We start from the raw sequence: 18,774 nt of genomic DNA, 5'->3' as shown, positions 1-18,774 counted from the left end.
GAGGGGTGATTAAGGTGCGTTTTGTCACTGCATTATCTTTATGTTGCTTAGGGGGCTTGGTGCCTGTATTTGCGAGTGCAAATAACCAAGCGACCACATCGGAAGCAACACCTGCCCCAAGTTGGTTGGATAGTTCGCGTGCTTATATGTATCAACAACTCAATGATCCTATTTTGGGCTTTGATCGTTTTTTTGCTAACCAGCGTAGTGACGAATATGAATACACCAATAAAAATTATTTCCGCTGGCGTAATGAGATCGATTGGTCTGAACGTGATGACTGGCGCTTTCGTACGCGCTTATATGCCAGTGTACGCCTACCGCATCTTTCTGAAAGAGTACGTTTGCTGACCACACGTGATGAAGATATTCGGGGTGAGTTTACGGAAGATGATCCTTCCGGTAAGAGCTCTAGTGTGACGCGAACACGTCTTGCTTTGCGTTGGCTGGCGGCGCAAACAGAACGCAGTGAAACCACCCTTGAAGGTGGGTTAGAAGCACGTTTCCCGCCAGATCCTTATGCAATTGCGCGTCACAGATATCAATTGCCTTTAACTGATACCCAGTTAACACGTTGGACACAAAGTCTTTTTTGGCGCTTGGATGAAAAATTAGGCACACAAACCCGCTTGGATTGGGAATGGCAATGGCATCCACAACACTTGCTGCGTTTAACAGGGACGGGGACCTATTACGATGAAGATGAACGTTTTGAATGGGCAAGTAGCCTAGGTGCTTACACCCGACATGGGCCACAGGAAGGGGTAGGCTTGGAGTTAGGCGCTTTTGGTAGTGATGAGCCCCAATGGGTTGCAGAAGAATATTATGTCCATGTGAAGTACCGGCGTAGCTTTTTGCGTCCTTGGTTGTTTTACGAACTCCAACCTGAATATGCTTGGGTTGCAGAAGATCGTAGTGCGGCTGATGTGGTCTATGATGGGGATTGGCGTTTTACACTAAAATTAGAAGTGCATCTTTATCGTTGATTACGTAAGGGGCTGATTGTGTTAAAACACTGGATGTTAGGTATGCTATTGGGGTTGAGCTCTGTCTGTGCGAGTGCACAATACCCAGAGTTTGAAGCGCATTATCAAGTGGATATTAAGCACCCTTTAATCCCCAAAGTCTCTGTGCGGCATGATGTGAAATATCATCAACAGGGACAGGGGCAAGCCTATTATCAAGCGACCATGCAAGCGGATATGCAGGTCGCTTCTTGGTTAGAATACGGGCGTTTTATTTTGGAAGGTACGCAGCCTGTCAGCCAAAAATTTCGGATGCGTAGCCGTTTACTCACATCGAAAAAAGATCGCGCATTAGATGCCGCTGCCTTTATCACACCCATCACAGACGTTGATACGCACTTGCAACCGGCTGCCCAAGATCTGCCTTATATGGATCGACAAAGCGCTTTATTATGGCTGGGGCAGCATCTGGCAGATAAACCCTTGGGTTATCAAGCGCATTTAAGTTTACTGGATTCGAAGGCGCGTCTTAAGCCTTTGGTCTATCAAAAGTATGCTGATTATCATCACTTGGATGATTTAGCAAGCTTGCAAATCCTCGCTGACCCTCGGCTGATCCCTATCTTAGAATTTGGTTTTTGGTTTGCAGATAAACCAGAACAAAAAGTGCTGATGTGGATGTCAGCCGCTTATCCGGGGCTGATTTTAAAAGCACAAGCTTACGATCAACAAGAAGAAGTCGTGTCGATTCGTTTAGCGCGTTGGCATGTACGCACCACAAACTAGCTGATCAATACATAGAAGGCCATGATGATGCGAACGAATTTTCTTTCCGCTTGGGCTTGCTTGCTGATTTGTTTATTCGTAGCAGCAATAAGCCAAGCATCCTCACTAGAAATTTATCGTGCACAAGCCTTGCCAGCGGCAGCCTTGGCGCAGGCATTAGCACCGCATTTAGGGCAGGTACAATTGAGCCAGCAGGGACAAAACTTGATTTTAAGTGGTGATCCACAAGCGGTAGCGCCTTTATTGGATTTATTAGCCCGTTTAGATCAAGTGCCTGCAAGCTACCGTTTGTATTTTAGCTATGGATTACGTGACTTAACGCGTAATGTGCAAATGTATACAACGCAACAAAATCAGGTCTTTTCTGTGGAGGTGGCACCAGGGACACCGGCACAAGTGCAGCAAGATTTTATTTTTGCACAACACAGGTATTTTTACCGTATGACGCGCGGTTTTCAGGTTGATATTACCCCTTTAGACGAATATGTTCAGGTTGATTTTATTGGTCAGGTGCAAGCGTATGGACAGGAAAATACGCCTGCACCCTATGAAAAAGATCAAGCCATTTCAGGTCCACAAGAAGTTGCCAGCCGCTTTCGTTTGCGCTTGGGCCAATGGCAAAAGGTGGCACATTTAGGACAAACAACCCAAGCAGGCCAACAAGATACTCCCTCAGTGACCACATACGGAACGCAAAAAACCTACGGACAAGCCTATTTTTTGTGCATTCAAGCGCTTACTGAAAACGCACCTCAGTGTCATTTTTAGCCGTGTCTGTATGATATTTGTGTTTCCTGATTAAACATACAGTGTATTTTTGATATCGCGCATGCGTGTTTAGCAAGGAAGCGGCCAGACCAGAAGATATTCTAATCAGAATATTATTTCCAAAGTTGCCGGTATATTGAAATTGGCGAAATGAGCACGCCTATGATTAAAGTGTTAGGTTATAAAAAAGGAATCAGCATGAGCCACAAAATCTCTCAGCGCTTCACAGTTCTTATGGAAGAGATTGACTCCATAGAAGCAGCAAAGACCAGAACCTCTGGACATTTTGGTGATGGCTGGACAATTGATAGCAATGCATTTCTTGCATGGCGCGTTAAAGCAAAGAACATCATAGTCCAGGTTTGCGGAGAAGAATCCCAGCACTTCATCGCATTCACTCAGGCTGAGAAACTCTCCGGCCTAGATGACAGCCACCACGGCTCATTAAAGCGAACAAGAGCCGTTTTTAGCGCCGCAAAAGATGACTTTGAAGGTGGCTATTTAACATCCATAAAGTCCTTAGTGCAGGCAGAAGTTTTTGATAGCGAACTGCAGCAAGCAGGAGAGCTTCTTTCAAACGGCTACCATGTAGCTGCAGCTGTTATTGCTGGGGTGGTGCTTGAAACTGGGCTGAGAGAGCTTTGTGACAGAAACGGAATAGCCTACGGCAAGCTAGACAAAATGAATGCTGATCTAGCAAAGAATGGCACATACAACAAGCTGCAGCAGAAAAGAATCACGGCACTCGCTGATATCAGAAATAGCGCCGCACACGGAAAGCCTGAAGAATTCTCAGCGAACGATGTAAAAACAATGATAAACGAAGTAGAGCAATTCTTGGCTCACCACCTAGACCAATGAGTTTGCAACCTAACAAGCAAAGGCAGCATCGTCCCGCGGGCTGTACGCGCTAACGCGCGCCACTGCTTTGGGCGTTAGCTTTCTCGGAGAGAATGGATGTATTCCACGAAATATGGAAAAACAATTAAATTATTTCTAATAGATGCTGAGCCTGATGGAAGAATGGCTTGTGAGCTATCGAACTGGAATGGCAAGGAATTAAAATCCGTCGAGGAATCAGAAATATCAAAAGCTAACAAGTCAATGCAACCGGCCACTAACGTATCGGCTGATTGAGGTGTGATACTGCAATCAATCATCTAATCTTTGCATCGCTGCACGGTAGACATGGCTACGTTCGTGTTCTCCGACTGCTAAGACGGTTACAATGATGACATCATCGTCAACTTTGTAGACGAGACGGTAGCCCGATTTGACGCAGCTTAATTTTATACATGTTGTCAGCTCCAGAAAGTTTTGCAGCCGGAACATGCAGGTTATCTAAGCGCTCGATTAGCTTTTTCTTAAGAGTGATTCGCGACGTGTTAGCTTTCCTATGCATGGATTTGGTGGGCATATCTATTGCCGATGCAAACACTGAGCAGGAATTAATGAGGTTATCTGCACTACACGTAATAAAAGTATTTTACTTAATCTTGAAAATCCAAGTGAAAGCGAGATGATATTACCTATATACACATTCTGGAATTCATCAGAATAAATCACTGTGCGCGCCAATTCTAGCTAATTGGAGTTGGCTATCAAAAATGCGATAAATAAGTACTAAATCTGGTTTAATGTGACAGTCTCGAAATCCAATCCATCCGCCATTTAAAGGGTGATCAACATTTTTAGGATCGAGTTTTTCGCCTCTTTGTAGCTTTGATATGATATTACCGACTTCAATGATGTCCGAAATTGGCATTTTGGTGATTTTTTTAAAGTCTTTTTTGAATTGTGTTGAGTACTCTAGGCTATACATTCTTAACTTTGCCTTCAGTTAGCTCAGTCAGCATAGTTTCAATCGATTCAGCTTTATGCCCATGACCTTGAACAAGTTCATTCATTGCTGAAATCGTTGTTTCATTTGGTTGAGGTACGCGCAAGTCAAATGGTATACCACCATGATTAATCACGGCTTTTGCAAAAATTTTAATAGCTTGTGATGTACTAAGCCCCATTTCGTCACAGATGCTAGTAAAAGCAACTTTAGTGTCATGGTCTATGCGAGTACTTAGCATTTCTGTTTTCATAATAGCACCTTTTGTTATACGATGTATTACATAGTTAGACATCAGTATAGTGGCACATTACAAAGGCTTCAAGAAAAATAGCTAACGCACGGCATTGCAACCAATAACAAATGTGTCGGCAAACGTCAGGCGTTAAGGTAAGGGAAGATGTCAATGTCTATGTCCAGTTTTTACCAGCAATTGGAACTAGTGCATCTAGTATGATGTTTTTCTCTATCAGAAAACGGATTTTTTCTTATTAATCAAATTTTTAATTCCAGAATTGCCAGTATATCGAAATTGGCAAAACGTGCATGTCTGATATTAAAATGTTAACTTTTTAAGGAGAGTAACGTGGCAAAACCGATAGCATTTGGAACATATCAGTTTAAGACCAAAAAAAGAGCCACTGAAGAGGCTAGGAATAGAATTAACCGATATGAAGCAGGTGAACGACTTCAGTTGGAAGATGAGCAATTTTTCGTTTCATTATTTACTTTGCACTCTGAGTACTCAGAAAAGAAGGGTGCTGGAATAGATTACATATCTGTAGAAAGGGACTTTCACAATAATCGTTGTCTTTATATTCACAGAGTAGATGGAACGAGCATAGATTGTAGCTGGGTTCATTGTATACGGCCTGCTTCTCAGAAAACTGTTGTTTCTATGGCTTTTCGGAGAGCGGCAAAAGAAATTATTATGGCATATAAATCTGCCTCCTTGGATCAAGTAGATATATGCCCAGTTCTTGGAACTAAATTAACTTATGAAAATAGTCATGTATCTTACCTATCACCTTCATTTGATGATCTGTTAATGGAGTTTTTGCAGCAGCGTCCCATAGATATTGAGTCTGTTGCTTTAACAAACCCTAAACCAGTTGATACTGATCAGAGAGGTCAGATTACGGATCAAGAATTGCTTGATGATTGGTGTTCTTTTCACCAAAAGAAAGCAAATTTACAACTGCTAAGTGCAGAAGCGAATTTGCCTAGGTTAAAAAGCTAACAAGTCAAGCAACTGGCCGCTAACGCATCGGCTGATTGAGATATTAATTATCAAAGGACTCATCGATGAAAGGTAAATGTCTCTGCGGAAACGTAAAGTTTGAAATTGAGGAAGAGATTCGAAACCTCTATCAATGCCATTGTTCGTTGTGCCGCAAAGCCACTGGAGCAGCAGCTAATGCAGCTACCTTTGTGCGGGCCACTGCTTTTCGCTGGGTATCAGGTGAAAGTGATATTAGGTCTTACAGCAAGCCCAGTGGTTTCCGAAGTGATTTTTGCTCAGTATGCGGGAGTCCTGTTCCCAACAGCCTGAAAGACAGCGGAATGGTTTGGGTGCCTGCCGGTTTGCTTGATGAACCGGTCGCATCGAAGGTTTCCGTCCATCTCTATACGAAATCCGCTGCCACTTGGGAGCAAGAATCTACCGAATGTGTTCGTCTTGATGGTGGGCCTGAGAGCTTGGAATCACTTAACAAGTTGTTGTAGTTCGTTGAAGAAAGCGATACAGACATGATCTTAAATTTTTTGTATCAAGAACGCATATAACAAAAAAGATTGACATCCCTCAAGCTTGTATCTAAATTTCAAACATACGTTTGATCTTTGCGGAAATCATAATAACAACAAGCAAGAAGAGGTGTCCTATGCCAAGCTACCAAGCCCCTTTACGTGATATACGCTTTGTCACTCAAGAAGTATTAGGCTTTACCCAGCATTATCAAGCCTTGCCGAACGCGCAAGAAGCACACGAATTACAAGATGCGATTTTGCAAGAAGGAGCCAAGTTTGCCGAGCAGGTACTGGCACCTCTCAATCAAGTGGGCGATCAGCAAGGTTGTCAGCGGGATGCTGCTGGACAAGTGAGCACGCCAGCAGGTTTTAAAGCAGCGTATCAGGCTTATGTTGATGGCGGTTGGCCAAGCTTGGCACAAGATCCCGAATATGGTGGTCAAGGGTTGCCGCCCTCATTAGGCATGATACTTAATGAAATGATATGTTCCGCGAACTTAGCATGGGGTATGTACCCTGGATTATCGCATGGAGCTATGGATGCTTTGCGTCATCATGGCAATGCAGAGCAAAAATCCACTTACCTTAAACCTTTAATTGAAGGGCGCTGGACCGGGACCATGTGCTTAACGGAGCCGCATTGCGGCACGGATTTGGGGTTAATTAAAACCAAAGCACAGCCTCAAGCTGATGGCAGTTATCACATTAGTGGTACCAAAATTTTTATTTCTGCAGGTGACCATGATTTAGCAGAGAATATTATTCACCTTGTACTCGCTAAATTGCCAGATGCCCCTGAGGGAACGCGTGGTATTTCTTTATTTATCGTGCCTAAATATGTACCGGATGCGCAAGGTCAGGTGGGTGCAGCAAATACGGTCACGTGTGGCGCTTTAGAGCACAAAATGGGGATTCATGGGAATTCGACTTGTGTGATGAATTTTGATGCTGCCCAAGGCTGGTTGGTGGGTGAACCTCATAAAGGTTTGAAATGTATGTTCACCATGATGAATGCGGCACGGATTGGTGTTGGCATTCAAGGTCTAGGTTTAACTGAAGTCGCCTATCAAAATGCACTTGCATATGCGCGTGAGCGTTTACAAATGCGCGCTTTAACCGGTGCGAAAGCCCCTGAGCAGGTCGCAGATCCTATTATTGTGCATCCAGATGTACGTCGTATGCTGCTGACACAAAAAGCCTTTGCTGAGGGTGGGCGGGCGCTGATTTATTACACGGCACAACTGGTTGATACTGTGGAGGCACAAGGAGAATATGCGCAAGAAGCAGATAAGTTATTAGGCTTGCTCACCCCGATTGTGAAAGCCTTTTTAACTGAGGTGGCTTTTGAATCCACCAATGAAGGTTTGCAGGTCTTTGGGGGGCATGGCTTTATTCAAGAATGGGGTATGGAACAGTTTGTTCGTGATGCGCGTATTACCCGTTTATATGAAGGCACAACAGGTATCCAGGCACTAGATTTATTAGGGCGTAAAGTCCTATTGGATCAAGGGCAAACCCTACGCAGCTTTACTAAACAAATCCATCTCTTTTGTCAGGCGCAAGAAGACAAGCCTGATATGCGGATCTTTATTGAGCCGCTGAGCCAACTCAACAAAGAGTGGGGCGAGCTCACCATGCAAATTGGGATGCGTGCTTTACAAGATAAGGAAGAGGTGGGTGCAGCGGCAGTCGATTATTTGATGTATTCGGGTTATGTCTGTTTAGCTTATTTTTGGGCGCAAATGGCTGCACGCGCTTTACAAGCATTAGAAGCTGGTACCCAAGAGGCCGATTTCTATCAAGCGAAACTGCACACAGCGACCTTTTATTATCAACGTTTGTTACCGCGCACCCGTACTCATGCACATATCTTGCAGCAAGATGCACAATCTCTGATGCAAATGTCAGCGCAGGATTTTGATCTAGGTTTCGCAATTTAGCAAAAACTCCGCGTAAACCCTCGCCCAATCGGGCGGGGATACAAGCGGGAACCGCGCAGCGGTTCTAATCAGGCGTTGTCTGACTTTGCACATACTCTTTCAGTGTTTCGATCGTTGCCCCGCCTGCACTGCAGGCAAAGTAAGAACGTGACCAGAGCGCTGCACTTTTGCTTTGCCGGGGGATATGGGTATTGAGTATGCGTATCCGGCGTGATGAAACCGATTTCAGGTTGTTCACCATGACGCTGATCGCCAGCTTCGGCGGATAAGCTATCAGTAGGCGAACATGGTCTGATTCACCGTCCATTTCCAGCAGGTCGCATTCCAGCTTTTCACAAGCCGACTCAAACGCTTCGCGCAGTTGCTGAATCATAGAACCATCAAACAGTTTTCGTCGGTACTTGGTGGTAAAGACCAGATGTACAATCAGTTTGGTGACACTGTGGCGTTTTCGGAGGTAACCTGATAACAACTCTTTATCTTTATGATGCACACTCACTTGAATTATGACCTTGGTAGTTTATAATTGCTTGATCATATCAATGAGCACTGAAATGTTAAAGGCCACAAAAGTACGCATCTACCCGACTCCCGAGCAGGCGGATTTTTTAAACCGTCAGTTCGGTGCTACGCGGTTCGTGTACAACAAGGCGCTGCATATCATCAGCTCGCAATACAAACGCCACGGCCTGAAGCTTAAGGCCAAGAAAGACCTTAAGCCGTTGTTGGCGGTGGCGAAAAAGTCCCGCAAGTATCACTGGCTCAAGGGTTTTGATTCGATTGCACTTCAGCAAGCGTGCATGCATCAACCTCGATAAAGCCTTCCAGAATTTTTTTGACCCAAAGCTGCCTTCCCGTTATCCCAAGCTCAAACGTAAACACGGTAAACAATCCAGCTACCACTGCATGAGCGTCAGTGCGGGTGATCGCTGGATCAAGGTGCCGAAGATGAAGCCGATCAAAGCACGGGTTCACCGTGCGCTGGTCGGAAAGCTCAAGAGCATCACGTTGTCGCGCACGGCAACAGGAAAATACTATGCCTCGCTGTTGGTCGAAGATAACGTAGCAGCACCGACACCCGTGCAGAGCGTTGATACCGTGCTGGGCGTCGATATGGGGCTTACCCATTTGGCTATCGACTCGAACGGTAACAAGACCGCCAACCCGCGGTTCCTGAGGCGTGCCGCTGCCAATCTTCGACACAAACAAAAAGCCTTGTCCCGCTGTCAGAAAGGCAGCAAAGGACGGGCAAAAGCGCGTCTTAAACTGGCCAAGGCGCATGAGCGTCTGGCGAATGCCCGTGCTGACTTTCAGCACAAGCTGTCCCGACAACTGATTGACGAAAACCAAGCGGTGGTTGTTGAGACGCTAAAAGTAAAAAACCTGCTTAAGAACCGGAAATTAGCGAAGCATATTGCCGATGCCAGCTGGTTCGGGTTAATCCAGAAGTTGGAGTACAAGGCCAAAGCGCAAGGTAAGCATCTGGTTAAAATCGACCCGTGGTTCGCCAGCTCCAAGACCTGTTCTTGCTGCGGACACAAGATAGACATCCTGCCGTTGTCGGTTCGCACCTGGGCTTGTCCGGCTTGTTCGGTAGTGAGAGACCGCGACATCAACGCCGCGATCAATATCCGCCAGCAGGGTGTTATGAAACTACGGGCCGAAGGACTGTCGGTTCCTGCCAATGGAGGCTTGCGTAAATCCGGTCACGCGCCGGTTGCGGCCTGAGAAGTTGGAAGCCTCGCCCGACAGGGCGGGGAGCAGTCACTGATATTCTCTAAGAAAAGCACAAGGCCCTGAATTGGGCCTTGTTATTATGAAAATTACTCTGCATGGCTAACCTGACGCCATAAACGAACTTGGCCTTGGTGGTTAAAACCAACAATGGTATAAGGATCAAAACGCCCTGTTTCCATCCCTGGCGAGCCATGCGGCATACCAGGGACACTCAAACCTGCAATTTTTGGTTGTTGTGCAAGCAAAGTCCGTACATCTTGCGCAGGTACATGGCCTTCAATCAAATAATCACCAATTTGTGCTGTATGACAGGAAGCTAACTGATCTGGGATGCCTAACGCCTGCTTTTTGGCGGACATTTCGGTTAAATTCTGTACGTCTAATTCAAAACCCGCAGTACGCATATGCTCGATCCAATCTTCACAACAGCCACATTGGGGATGTTTATAGACAATCCCATCCGCCGCCAAGCTTAAACTCGGTGTGAACACAGCAAGAAGCGGCAGTAAATAAGCTTTAACAGACATAAACAATACCTATCGAGTCACAGTTAAGAGGAGGGTTTTGTCGGGCGATACAAAGCAAACACGCACATCAGTAAGCCGAGTAAAGAAGCCAATAAGCTAGTATTAACGAGCCAAGGGTAACGGGCACTAAAAGGAATAAACTCAGATTGTGCGCCTGCTTCATAAAGACAAAGGTGCTCCCGATAGTCATAGGCACCACCTGCTTGTAAGCAGGTATCGACCTGCTGAAACTCTTGCCAAAATACCAGCATAAGCCCAAGCAAAGGCAAAATCAGTACAGCTAATCCTAAACGTAGCACGTGTGGCTTCTCCTTCGTGTTAAGTCATTAAATCGAGTGCTTCGTTGACTAAGCCCAGTAATAAATCCTTGCGTGTGATAATCCCAACAAGCTTTTCATCATCTAAAATGGGCATCACTGCGATGTGACGTTCTAGCATCAAACGCGCAATATCACGAATATCTGTGTTAGGTACAGCACTGATCAGAGGTTCAATAATAAAATCACCTAACTTTAGATCTTTTGCTTGGCTGGCGTTATCACGCGTGAGTAAACGACCTACGCCAGCGGCCTCACGTAGTAAATCGACCTCACTGATCACGCCTACCACGCGCTCCTCTTGATCAAGCAAAGGCAAAAAACTTACTTGGTTATCCTGCATCAAACGCCAGCCTTGGTTAAGGCTTGTTGCTGTAGAAGCAAACACAACTGGGGAATGCATGACTTGATAGGCAGGAATGCGTTTTTGATCTGAGGTATGAGTGTCCAAAGCTTCCTCGGCTTTGGCATACGCTTTTATGGCTTCTTGCCCATGATTAGGATTGTGTTCTTCACGCTCTTTTAAAGAAGGGTTGAGACGGAAAAAAGGCTGCTCTGCCATTTGCTGCAGATGATCCATATCACTGGCTTCATCAGCCAAACGTCTTTGCGCACTAATAGCTGCTGCGGCTTGGATTTCTGGACGATTAAGCATTTTATCGGCAGGCGTATGAATACGCATCCCCTGTTCATAGACTGCAAAGACCATAAAATTTCCTCCTGCCAAAGTGCGCTAACTACTTGTTTAGATTAACGGCGTCTAAACAAGTTTCTAGATAGGCCTTTACAGATTAAGACTTTGGTCTAGTATTATAGTGGGAAGAGACCTTAAACCTGTGCTTTTGACGTGAGCGTCATTAAAAAATCACTAAGCTGTCATTAAAAAATGACAATCTTAAGTGTCCCTTCCTAAAAAAATAGCTATTGAGGGATAAGTACCTAGCCCATGTAAAAGCGAGAGATTCTTGTCATAACAAACAGTGTTGGGTACGGCAAAAATAGCCAAACTGGCAGAGGGTGTATTTATGTGTGCAACGCAAGAAACTTTGACACTGATGGGTGAAGAAATGCAGCACCAGCAAGCGATGCTGGATGCTTGGTATCCAGAAGATACCTTGATGTCTGCAGAAGAAACGCATCGACAAGATGACACTGAAACTCAGTAAAGTCATCTGATCATAAAGCCGCTTTCTATTGAAAGCGGCTTTTTTTTGCACAAACTATTGCTGCGTGCTTGGGGTGGCTTGCTTGGGCGGTGTAAAACTTTGTACTTGAGATTTCACAATCTGATGTTGTTGGCGTTGTGTGTGGATAAATTGCAGCACATCGTGATTGGCTTGGAGAATTTCCTCTTCGAGCTGTTCTTCAAGTGCACGTCGTGCCTTATCTTGCTGATATTTTTCCTTACTATCTAAAGCTTCACGCGCTTGATGGGTAGCCCAAGCTTGGGCGGCTTGATGAACTCTTTGAAAAACTTGCCAACTCGCTTGTTGTGACCAATGCGCGCCTTCTTCATATAAGTCTAATAATACATAAATCCGTAGGCAGGCTTCTGTTAAATTGATTTGCCCCTCCTTCAATGCGCGCGCCACAACTTCTAGGTTCTCTAAAATATGGATACGTGCTTGTTGTGCTTCATACGCGCGAAATTTTTCTACACGTGCTACCTTGCGCCACAAATGTAAGGCATAGGCGCTAAGCGCACAGATAATTAAAAGGGCCAATGCCAGCAGTAGATAAGCTAACCAAGCAGTCATAAGTATGGACCTGTGTAAATGAATGGAAAGGGTTTGCAGCCAATCTTTTGCAATCAAAGTCAATATCATACAAGCTAATGGCTTCCTTGATAAAAAGTACTTATAAAGTTGAAGTTTTTAGCAAAAGTTGACGATAACCTAGGTAAGTTGTTTTTATATGGGCCAGTTCACCTACATGAGATAACTGCCTAGCCTTGGCGTATAAGAGGAAAAATTATGGCCAATCCAGATCAAATCAACAAAGAAAAAGATCCGTTTCAAGAGCTGTTAGAGCAGGACCTCAATGCGGATTTCGGGCATACCAACTCAGATATTAGCGATCTGGGCAATTTTGAGCCAGTGGATGGACAAGGAACTGAATTTGATGAGGAATTTGATTTTTCATCAGAAGCGTCCCAAGAATTTACCCCTACAGCACCGGCTGAAGATGCAGATTTAGGTGAGGATATTCAAGCTTTGTCATTAGATGAGCTAGAAGATATGCCTGATTTACAATTCCCTGAAGAAATCAATGAAGAAGATCACGCCGCTTTGGAAGAAGACTTGCGTTTAGAAATTGAAGATGAAGATGCTTCGCTTGAAGATGTGGAGCAAGAACTGCAAAAATTGTCTTCTGTAGAAGATGATTTACAAGCGGCTTTAGATGATCAAGAAGAGCTTGTTTTAGAACCTGAGGAAGATTTAAGCCTCGACCCTGAAAATGACCTTGCTGAATTACCAGACTATCCAAATGTCACGCCTGAGTTAATGGAAGAAGCCCAAGCGGAAGAAATTCAAGCCGAAGAAGTTCAAGCGGAAGAAGTTCAAGCCGAAGAAGTTCAAGCCGAAGAAGTTCAAGCCGAAGAAGTTCAAGCCGAAGAAGTTCAAGCCGAAGAAGTTCAAGCCGAAGAAGTTCAAGCCGAAGAAGTTCAAGCCGAAGAAGTTCAAGCCGAAGAAGTTCAAGCCGAAGAAGCTCAAGCCGAAGAAGCTCAAGCCGAAGAAGTTCAAGCCGAAGAAGCTCAAGCCGAAGAAGTTCAAGCCGAAGAAGCTCAAGCCGAAGAAGCTCAAGCCGAAGAAGCTCAAGCCGAAGAAGCTCAAGCCGAAGAAGCTCAAGCCGAAGAAGTTCAAGCGGAAGAAGTTCAAGCGGAAGAAATTCAAGCCGAAGAAGTTCAAGCGGAAGAAGCCCCAATCGCTGACATGGCTGCCACCGCTGCAGCAGGTTTAGCCGCAAGTGAAACGACAGCACCAGAGGAAATGCCACTATCTGAGCATGATCGTGTGCAAACGCTGGTGGCTGCGATTCAAAAAGAATCTGAGCTTAAAGAAGAAATCCAAGCCTTGCGCAAGCAGGTAGAAGCCTTATCCGGCGAGTTGAAAGAAACTCAAGCAGAAGCAACCACGCAAGTGGGAGAGTATCAGCAGTGGTTGCGTGATCAGCCTTACTATGCTGAACAAACAGATGTGCAGCTGGTCACCTATATTGTACGTAAAATCATCAGTGAGTTAAGCCAAGCGCGTAAAAACTCGGACAATGATGCATAAGATATAGGCACCCTGAGTATCAAAAAAGGCGCTGTAATGACGGCGCCTTTTATTTTGGTGGCTTTTTGGTACTTTAGTGATTATTAATTGGTTTGTCCTGCCACTGTCATACCTTCGATCAGCCAAGCGCCTGTGTGGATGCTGCTTCTTGGGTCTGTTTCTGCGCCAATCGCTTGTACTTGTTGGAACATGTCGGTGAGATTGCCAGCAAGGGTGAGGCCTTCCACTGGATAGGCAATTTGGCCATTTTTAATCCAGAAGCCCGCAGCACCGCGTGAATAATCACCAGTGACTAGGTTGACGCCACTTCCCATCAGGCTGGTCACCCAGAGACCTTCTTGGATGCTAGAGATCAGTGTTTGGGTACTTTGACCTGTGTCTGAGATATGCAGGTTATGCAAACCATCTGCATTAGCTGTGGTGGCAAAGATTTCTCCTTGGAGATTCCGTTTCCCCATGCGATTTAGGCGGCGTGCTGAATAGCTGGACAAGACATAGGATACAAGCTGTCCTTGGTCGATAAAAATGTTATTACGGGTGGCAACCCCTTCGCTATCTGCATTTGCACTTCTTAACCCACCTTGCAGTTTGGGGCGTTCATCAATACGTACAAACTCAGGGAATAAGGTTTCCCCTAAGCGATCTAGCAAAAAAGATGATTCACGGTAAAGGTTGCGTCCACTGATAGCGGAAACCAAGCTAGACAATAAGGAAGCGGCCATACTTGGATCAAATAACACAGGGTAACGTCCCGTGGGAATGCGCGCATGAGCGCCTAAACGTGCGAGGGTACGCTCAGCCGCTTGCTGACCAATAGATTCTGGGCTGGCTAAATCAGTGGCAGCGCGTTTGAGATCGTACCAATAATCACGTTTCATTTGGCTGCCACTGCCTGCAATCAGGCTGCAGCTCAAAGAATGAAGACTGCTTGCTTCAAGATCAAAAAAACCATGTGAATTTGCATATAACACCTGACTGCGTCGGGTACTGCAGGAAGCACCTTCTGAATTGTTAATTCCGGCATGTTGGCGGCCAGCTGCTTCGCAACGCTTTGCGTATTCAATCGCTTGGTCGGCAGAAAGGTCCCAAGGGTGATCCAGTTGTAAATCGACAAAATCGGTTGCCATCAAGTGCGCATCGGCTAAGCCTAAGTCTGGATCTTCCTCTGTATAACGTGCGATATGGCAGGCAGCATCCACGCTAGTTTTGATTGAATCTAGTGCAAGATCGCTACAAGAAGCTGAGCCTTGGCGTTGGCCAAAATAGACTTGAATACTGATGCCTTGATCACGGGCAAATTCTAAAGTCTCGACTTCTTCAAGACGTACGGAAACATTTTGTTCTTGGGTGATACCTAAGCTAATTTCGGCCGCATCTGCGCCTTGGGCTTTTGCATAGGCAAGTGCTTGTTGCGCACTTTCTTGGAGCATTTGTGGAGAAGCGATAGGCTGGGTTGCGGACATGATAAGCACTCCTAAGAGGTCAAGCGAAAAATAAAATCTAGCTAAGCTCAGTTAAGCAGGTGATAAGCTGTGGTAGCATAAGCCTTTGTGTTTGATTATTTGGGTTGTCTTATGTCTCACGATTTTGTTGATGAAGCTGAATTCTTCAGTAAATCCCAGCGCAAGCGTGAAATGCATGCGTTGCAGGAAATTGGCCAGCAAATGTTGGCGCTTAATTCACAGCAACAGGCGCAATTGCCTATTTCGGATGATATGCGTGCCGCCTTGATAGAGGCGCGTAGAATTCATTCGAATGAGGCCCAGCGTCGCCATTTGCAGTATATCGGTAAGCTCATGCGTGCTGAAGATGTTGAACAAATTCAACGCACTTTACAGGCTTTTGATCCTACAAGCCGTTTACACCAACAGCATTTTCATCAACTAGAACAATGGCGCGATCGTTTGTTGACTGATACAGAACAAGCTTTTGAACAGTGGCTTGCATTGCATCCACAGACTGACCGGCAAACACTGCGCCAACTGATTCGTAATGCACATAAGGAAGCCGACCAAGGTAAGCCACCTGCAAGTGCACGCAAGCTATTTCGTTATTTACGTGAACTCAGTCCTTTGACATCCTCCCCGCCCTAAAGGACGGGGATTCCCTCTGCAGGACGCTCATGCCCGAGCGCAAGCATGTTCTTGGCCGCGTTGATATCGCGGTCGTGCGTGACACCACACGCACGGCAAGTCCATTCTCTTATTCCAAGACCTGGGATACCTTGCGGCCTCTCATCGGGCAAAGCGCCACAATGCGAGCAGGTTTGGGTGGTGTACGATTCGTTAACCTCTTTAAAAACAATGCCTGCGTGATCGCATTTGTATTCCAGCATAGTTTTCAGCAGGGCCCAGCCTACATCCTGCACAGACTTGGCCATGGTGGTTTGGGTTAATGAGGAAGCTTTTACATTGCCCACGTATATTTCACCGGCACGATTCACCAGTTGGCGGCTGAACTTGTGCAAGGCGTCTTTGCGTCGGTTGGCAATCTTGGCGTGAATATTTTTGACCTGTTTTTTCTTTCCGGCCCGTTGCGCTGTAGCGAGTTTCGGCTCTAAATCACGATAGAAGTGGCATGCTTCCAGCTTGGTGCCATCGGAGCAGGTCGCAGTGGTTTTCAGGCCAAGGTCGATACCGATTTTGTCTTGACCTGCGGGTATCTCTGCCTCGACTTCAACCACCACATTGAAGTACCAACGGCCACGGGCATCTTCGTTAAACGAACCTGTTCGGAAGCTGTATTGCCCTAAACCGTAGCTATCCCAGACTTTAAAGTAGTGACCGTTATGGTACACCTGTCCATTCTTCCACTTCGCCATGCCGGTATTAATCGGAATCCAGCCCAGTGAACGACGCACACCGCCAGATTTGCGCCAGTTTAAGCGATTCTTCTTAAACTGCTTACGGCGGGCAGCGTATTCAGCACCCACTTTCTGAACCGTATGGCTGTGCAACCCTAATTCTTTATGCGCACCTTGGGTGTATTTCTGGATATCATAGGCGGACAGGAAGCCCCCCCGTTCCTTGATGGAACGGTGACTCAGTTCATTGATATAGTTCCAAACGAAATTAACCGACCGTGCCATCTGGTTCAGCAACGGGCAGTGCTTGTCTCGGACGCGAACTTTTAAGGTCTTGGTGTATTTCATGCCTTCAAGTATACATAAAGAATGTGCTATGGAGTTCAAGTGACTACGCCGGTAGCCTTGGGGGTGTGCCTATGTCAGTGATACGCCAATATATTGAACAACAAACCCAACCCCATTAAGGGAAGCTGACGCCTCCCTGCGCTACCCTTCGCTCAAAGTACGGGGCTTGTCGCGCATTTTGGTCATTTAAGATATTGAATACACCTAGTGGCCCTGAGTACCACCAACAATTAAATGATCTACTTTGATGCTAGGCTGGCCGACGCCTACAGGCACGCCTTGGCCTTCTTTACCACATACACCAATACCAGGATCAAGGGCTAAATCTTGGCCAACCATACTAATATTTTGCATAACTTCAGGACCATTGCCTGTCAGGGTGGCACCTTTGACAGGCTGGGTAATACGTCCATCTTCGATTAAGTAAGCCTCGCTGGCGGAGAAAACAAAACGCCCCGAAGTAATATCAACTTGGCCGCCGGCAAAGTTGGCGGCGTAAATCCCTTTTTTGATTGAAGCGATCATCTCATCACGGCTATGTTCACCAGGGAGCATGTAAGTATTGGTCATTCGTGGCATCGGCATGTGGGCGTAAGATTCGCGGCGGCCGTTGCCAGTAGGTTGCATTCCCATCAGGCGTGCATTCATTTTATCTTGCATGTAGCCGACCAATTTCCCAGAGTCAATTAACACTGTATGTTGGCTTGGAGTCCCTTCATCATCAATGGTGAGTGAGCCACGACGCTCTTTTAAGGTGCCATCATCGACTACAGTACATAAAGAGGAAGCGACTTGTTCACCAAGACGACCACTAAATGTGGAACTCCCTTTACGGTTAAAGTCACCTTCTAAGCCATGACCGACCGCTTCATGTAATAAGATGCCAGGCCAACCAGATCCTAAGACGACAGGCATTTCTCCTGCAGGTGTGGCGATGGCTTCTAAATTCACCAAAGCCGAACGTACCGCTTCTTGCGCGTATTCGGCGATTTGTTGATCGCTAAAATAAGCTAAGCTAAAGCGGCCGCCGCCGCCAGCTTGTCCACTTTCGCGACGGCCTTGATTTTCAACAACCACTGAAATACCGAAACGCACTAGAGGGCGAATATCTGTCGCCAAGGTACCATCGGAACCTACCACCAGCACTTCTTCATACTGGGTAGATAAGCTCGCAGAAACCTGAGTAACCCGTGTGTCTGCTGAACGAGCGCATTGGTCGGCATGCCGTAATAAAGCGACCTTTTCTACAGGCGATAAAGTGTCTAATGGATTAATCCCAGGGTATAAGGGGGTGTTCACTTGGGGAGTGCCTAAAGCCGCGCGCGTGTGCTGGCCTTGACGACTGATCGAGGCGGCAGCTTGAATAGCTTGCTCAATGGCCTGAATCTGAATCTGATCGGAATAAGCTAATCCTGTTTTCTCACCACTGACAGCACGCACGCCAACACCACGATCAAGGTTGAAACTTGCATTACGCACACAGGAGTTTTCCAACACCCAAGCTTCACTTTGATTTTGTTGAAAATAAAGATCGGCATATTCAACGCCTGGGGTCATCAAGCGGTCTAACCACTGCGTGAGTTGACTGGTTTGGATACCCGCCGGATCCAGTAAGGTCGCTTGTACGCATGAGGTATTTGCTTGCATAGGGTGCTCCTAGGATGATAAAGAGGCAAACACAGGGCATTCACGTAAAAGTTGTGAATGCCCCTGATG

22 protein-coding genes and 1 pseudogene are annotated in these 18,774 nt (G+C 46.0%); 13 read left to right on the top strand and 10 right to left on the bottom strand.

Annotated features, from left to right (window positions below; all coding sequences use genetic code 11):
• Positions 1-14: 14 nt before the first annotated feature.
• The 4 genes from BMX05_RS02190 (at position 15) to BMX05_RS02175 (ending at position 3,380) form a co-directional block, all read left to right on the top strand.
• Positions 15-986, top strand: a complete 972-nt coding sequence (locus BMX05_RS02190) for a hypothetical protein (RefSeq protein ID WP_093308303.1) — start codon at positions 15-17, stop codon at positions 984-986.
• Between the two features lie 18 nt (positions 987-1,004).
• Positions 1,005-1,751 (top strand): hypothetical protein, encoded by a 747-nt coding sequence (locus BMX05_RS02185; protein WP_093308302.1) that lies wholly within the window; start codon positions 1,005-1,007, stop codon positions 1,749-1,751.
• Between the two features lie 27 nt (positions 1,752-1,778).
• The gene (locus BMX05_RS02180; RefSeq protein ID WP_093308301.1) at positions 1,779-2,519 is read left to right on the top strand and encodes a hypothetical protein; all 741 of its coding nucleotides are present in this window, start codon (positions 1,779-1,781) and stop codon (positions 2,517-2,519) included.
• 162 nt (positions 2,520-2,681) lie between these two features.
• A complete protein-coding gene (locus BMX05_RS02175; RefSeq protein WP_218138959.1) occupies positions 2,682-3,380 on the top strand; it encodes a hypothetical protein in 699 nt (232 codons plus the stop codon).
• 691 nt (positions 3,381-4,071) lie between these two features.
• Here the strand turns inward: BMX05_RS02175 and BMX05_RS02160 are convergent.
• Positions 4,072-4,341, bottom strand: a complete 270-nt coding sequence (locus BMX05_RS02160; RefSeq protein ID WP_093308299.1) for a type II toxin-antitoxin system YafQ family toxin — start codon at positions 4,339-4,341, stop codon at positions 4,072-4,074.
• Positions 4,334-4,612: a type II toxin-antitoxin system RelB/DinJ family antitoxin gene (locus BMX05_RS02155; RefSeq protein ID WP_093308298.1), complete on the bottom strand. Its 279-nt coding sequence runs from the start codon at positions 4,610-4,612 to the stop codon at positions 4,334-4,336. Before BMX05_RS02155 ends, BMX05_RS02160 begins: the two co-directional genes overlap by 8 nt.
• Positions 4,613-4,945: 333 nt before the next feature.
• On the opposite strand from BMX05_RS02155, the gene BMX05_RS02150 reads away from it, so the two are divergent.
• The 3 genes from BMX05_RS02150 (at position 4,946) to BMX05_RS02140 (ending at position 8,048) form a co-directional block, all read left to right on the top strand.
• Entirely contained in the window at positions 4,946-5,599 is a 654-nt protein-coding gene (locus BMX05_RS02150; RefSeq protein WP_093308297.1) for a DCL family protein, read from the top strand.
• A gap of 65 nt (positions 5,600-5,664) precedes the next feature.
• Positions 5,665-6,084 carry a GFA family protein gene (locus tag BMX05_RS02145; protein ID WP_093308296.1) on the top strand — a complete coding sequence of 140 codons (420 nt, stop codon included), beginning with the start codon at positions 5,665-5,667 and terminating at the stop codon, positions 6,082-6,084.
• A gap of 158 nt (positions 6,085-6,242) precedes the next feature.
• Positions 6,243-8,048 (top strand): acyl-CoA dehydrogenase C-terminal domain-containing protein, encoded by a 1,806-nt coding sequence (locus tag BMX05_RS02140; protein WP_093308295.1) that lies wholly within the window; start codon positions 6,243-6,245, stop codon positions 8,046-8,048.
• 64 nt (positions 8,049-8,112) lie between these two features.
• On the opposite strand, the gene tnpA is transcribed toward BMX05_RS02140, so the two are convergent.
• Positions 8,113-8,547, bottom strand: coding sequence for an IS200/IS605 family transposase (gene tnpA, locus BMX05_RS02135; RefSeq protein WP_093308294.1), 435 nt, complete (start codon positions 8,545-8,547; stop codon positions 8,113-8,115).
• A gap of 55 nt (positions 8,548-8,602) precedes the next feature.
• Here tnpA and BMX05_RS12655 point away from each other — a divergent pair, with 55 nt between their 5' ends.
• Together BMX05_RS12655 and BMX05_RS02130 are read left to right on the top strand one after the other, a co-directional pair.
• Positions 8,603-8,866 (top strand): helix-turn-helix domain-containing protein, encoded by a 264-nt coding sequence (locus tag BMX05_RS12655; RefSeq protein ID WP_245710374.1) that lies wholly within the window; start codon positions 8,603-8,605, stop codon positions 8,864-8,866.
• Complete coding sequence (locus BMX05_RS02130) at positions 8,820-9,776, top strand: RNA-guided endonuclease InsQ/TnpB family protein (RefSeq protein WP_245710372.1); 957 nt, start codon at positions 8,820-8,822, stop codon at positions 9,774-9,776. The genes BMX05_RS12655 and BMX05_RS02130 overlap by 47 nt, the downstream gene beginning before the upstream one ends.
• Before the next feature lie 95 nt (positions 9,777-9,871).
• On the opposite strand, the gene BMX05_RS02125 is transcribed toward BMX05_RS02130, so the two are convergent.
• The 3 genes from BMX05_RS02125 to BMX05_RS02115 are packed head-to-tail and all read right to left on the bottom strand — an operon-like array spanning position 9,872 to position 11,338.
• Entirely contained in the window at positions 9,872-10,312 is a 441-nt protein-coding gene (locus BMX05_RS02125) for a DUF411 domain-containing protein (RefSeq protein WP_093308293.1), read from the bottom strand.
• Between the two features lie 23 nt (positions 10,313-10,335).
• Entirely contained in the window at positions 10,336-10,611 is a 276-nt protein-coding gene (locus BMX05_RS02120; RefSeq protein ID WP_093308292.1) for a hypothetical protein, read from the bottom strand.
• A 19-nt stretch (positions 10,612-10,630) separates the two neighbouring features.
• Positions 10,631-11,338 carry a CBS domain-containing protein gene (locus tag BMX05_RS02115; protein ID WP_093308291.1) on the bottom strand — a complete coding sequence of 236 codons (708 nt, stop codon included), beginning with the start codon at positions 11,336-11,338 and terminating at the stop codon, positions 10,631-10,633.
• Positions 11,339-11,654: 316 nt separating this feature from the next.
• Between BMX05_RS02115 and BMX05_RS12445 the strand changes: the two genes are divergently transcribed.
• Positions 11,655-11,795 (top strand): hypothetical protein, encoded by a 141-nt coding sequence (locus tag BMX05_RS12445; RefSeq protein ID WP_177166746.1) that lies wholly within the window; start codon positions 11,655-11,657, stop codon positions 11,793-11,795.
• 54 nt (positions 11,796-11,849) lie between these two features.
• Here BMX05_RS12445 and BMX05_RS02110 read toward each other — a convergent pair whose 3' ends face one another.
• Positions 11,850-12,386: a DUF2489 domain-containing protein gene (locus BMX05_RS02110; RefSeq protein ID WP_177166745.1), complete on the bottom strand. Its 537-nt coding sequence runs from the start codon at positions 12,384-12,386 to the stop codon at positions 11,850-11,852.
• 216 nt (positions 12,387-12,602) lie between these two features.
• On the opposite strand from BMX05_RS02110, the gene BMX05_RS12440 reads away from it, so the two are divergent.
• Positions 12,603-13,907, top strand: a complete 1,305-nt coding sequence (locus tag BMX05_RS12440) for a hypothetical protein (protein WP_093308289.1) — start codon at positions 12,603-12,605, stop codon at positions 13,905-13,907.
• Positions 13,908-13,990: 83 nt separating this feature from the next.
• Here the strand turns inward: BMX05_RS12440 and pmbA are convergent, their stop codons facing one another.
• On the bottom strand, positions 13,991-15,370 hold the full coding sequence (gene pmbA / locus BMX05_RS02100) for a metalloprotease PmbA (RefSeq protein ID WP_093308288.1): 1,380 nt from the start codon (positions 15,368-15,370) through the stop codon (positions 13,991-13,993).
• Between the two features lie 111 nt (positions 15,371-15,481).
• On the opposite strand from pmbA, the gene yjgA reads away from it, so the two are divergent.
• Positions 15,482-16,000: a ribosome biogenesis factor YjgA gene (gene yjgA, locus BMX05_RS02095; protein WP_093308287.1), complete on the top strand. Its 519-nt coding sequence runs from the start codon at positions 15,482-15,484 to the stop codon at positions 15,998-16,000.
• Here the strand turns inward: yjgA and BMX05_RS12650 are convergent.
• A complete protein-coding gene (locus BMX05_RS12650; protein ID WP_093308286.1) occupies positions 15,997-17,058 on the bottom strand; it encodes an RNA-guided endonuclease InsQ/TnpB family protein in 1,062 nt (353 codons plus the stop codon). The two genes, yjgA and BMX05_RS12650, sit on opposite strands and share 4 nt — an antisense overlap.
• A gap of 11 nt (positions 17,059-17,069) precedes the next feature.
• On the opposite strand from BMX05_RS12650, the pseudogene BMX05_RS12645 reads away from it, so the two are divergent.
• Positions 17,070-17,177 (top strand): annotated as a pseudogene (locus tag BMX05_RS12645) (IS200/IS605 family transposase); the annotation flags it as partial.
• Positions 17,178-17,262: 85 nt separating this feature from the next.
• Here the strand turns inward: BMX05_RS12645 and tldD are convergent.
• On the bottom strand, positions 17,263-18,705 hold the full coding sequence (gene tldD / locus BMX05_RS02085) for a metalloprotease TldD (RefSeq protein ID WP_093308285.1): 1,443 nt from the start codon (positions 18,703-18,705) through the stop codon (positions 17,263-17,265).
• Positions 18,706-18,774: the final 69 nt, after the last annotated feature.

Source organism: Allopseudospirillum japonicum (assembly GCF_900108915.1).
In the GTDB taxonomy this organism is placed as follows: domain Bacteria; phylum Pseudomonadota; class Gammaproteobacteria; order Pseudomonadales; family Halomonadaceae; genus Pseudospirillum; species Pseudospirillum japonicum.
This window is presented reverse-complemented; position numbering and strand designations above follow the sequence as displayed.

What these genes read in the sequence shown, in the direction of transcription:
- BMX05_RS02140 (WP_093308295.1), top strand. Translation starts at nt 6,243, where the DNA reads ATGCCAAGCTACCAAGCCCCTTTACGTGATATACGCTTTGTCACTCAA.
- yjgA (WP_093308287.1), top strand. Translation starts at nt 15,482, where the DNA reads ATGTCTCACGATTTTGTTGATGAAGCTGAATTCTTCAGTAAATCCCAG.
- BMX05_RS12655 (WP_245710374.1), top strand. Translation starts at nt 8,603, where the DNA reads ATGTTAAAGGCCACAAAAGTACGCATCTACCCGACTCCCGAGCAGGCG.
- pmbA (WP_093308288.1), bottom strand. Translation starts at nt 15,370, where the DNA reads ATGTCCGCAACCCAGCCTATCGCTTCTCCACAAATGCTCCAAGAAAGT.
- BMX05_RS02155 (WP_093308298.1), bottom strand. Translation starts at nt 4,612, where the DNA reads ATGAAAACAGAAATGCTAAGTACTCGCATAGACCATGACACTAAAGTT.
- BMX05_RS02175 (WP_218138959.1), top strand. Translation starts at nt 2,682, where the DNA reads ATGATTAAAGTGTTAGGTTATAAAAAAGGAATCAGCATGAGCCACAAA.
- BMX05_RS02145 (WP_093308296.1), top strand. Translation starts at nt 5,665, where the DNA reads ATGAAAGGTAAATGTCTCTGCGGAAACGTAAAGTTTGAAATTGAGGAA.
- BMX05_RS02160 (WP_093308299.1), bottom strand. Translation starts at nt 4,341, where the DNA reads ATGTATAGCCTAGAGTACTCAACACAATTCAAAAAAGACTTTAAAAAA.
- BMX05_RS12445 (WP_177166746.1), top strand. Translation starts at nt 11,655, where the DNA reads ATGTGTGCAACGCAAGAAACTTTGACACTGATGGGTGAAGAAATGCAG.
- BMX05_RS12440 (WP_093308289.1), top strand. Translation starts at nt 12,603, where the DNA reads ATGGCCAATCCAGATCAAATCAACAAAGAAAAAGATCCGTTTCAAGAG.
- tldD (WP_093308285.1), bottom strand. Translation starts at nt 18,705, where the DNA reads ATGCAAGCAAATACCTCATGCGTACAAGCGACCTTACTGGATCCGGCG.
- BMX05_RS02115 (WP_093308291.1), bottom strand. Translation starts at nt 11,338, where the DNA reads ATGGTCTTTGCAGTCTATGAACAGGGGATGCGTATTCATACGCCTGCC.
- BMX05_RS12650 (WP_093308286.1), bottom strand. Translation starts at nt 17,058, where the DNA reads ATGAAATACACCAAGACCTTAAAAGTTCGCGTCCGAGACAAGCACTGC.
- BMX05_RS02125 (WP_093308293.1), bottom strand. Translation starts at nt 10,312, where the DNA reads ATGTCTGTTAAAGCTTATTTACTGCCGCTTCTTGCTGTGTTCACACCG.
- BMX05_RS02110 (WP_177166745.1), bottom strand. Translation starts at nt 12,386, where the DNA reads ATGACTGCTTGGTTAGCTTATCTACTGCTGGCATTGGCCCTTTTAATT.
- BMX05_RS02180 (WP_093308301.1), top strand. Translation starts at nt 1,779, where the DNA reads ATGCGAACGAATTTTCTTTCCGCTTGGGCTTGCTTGCTGATTTGTTTA.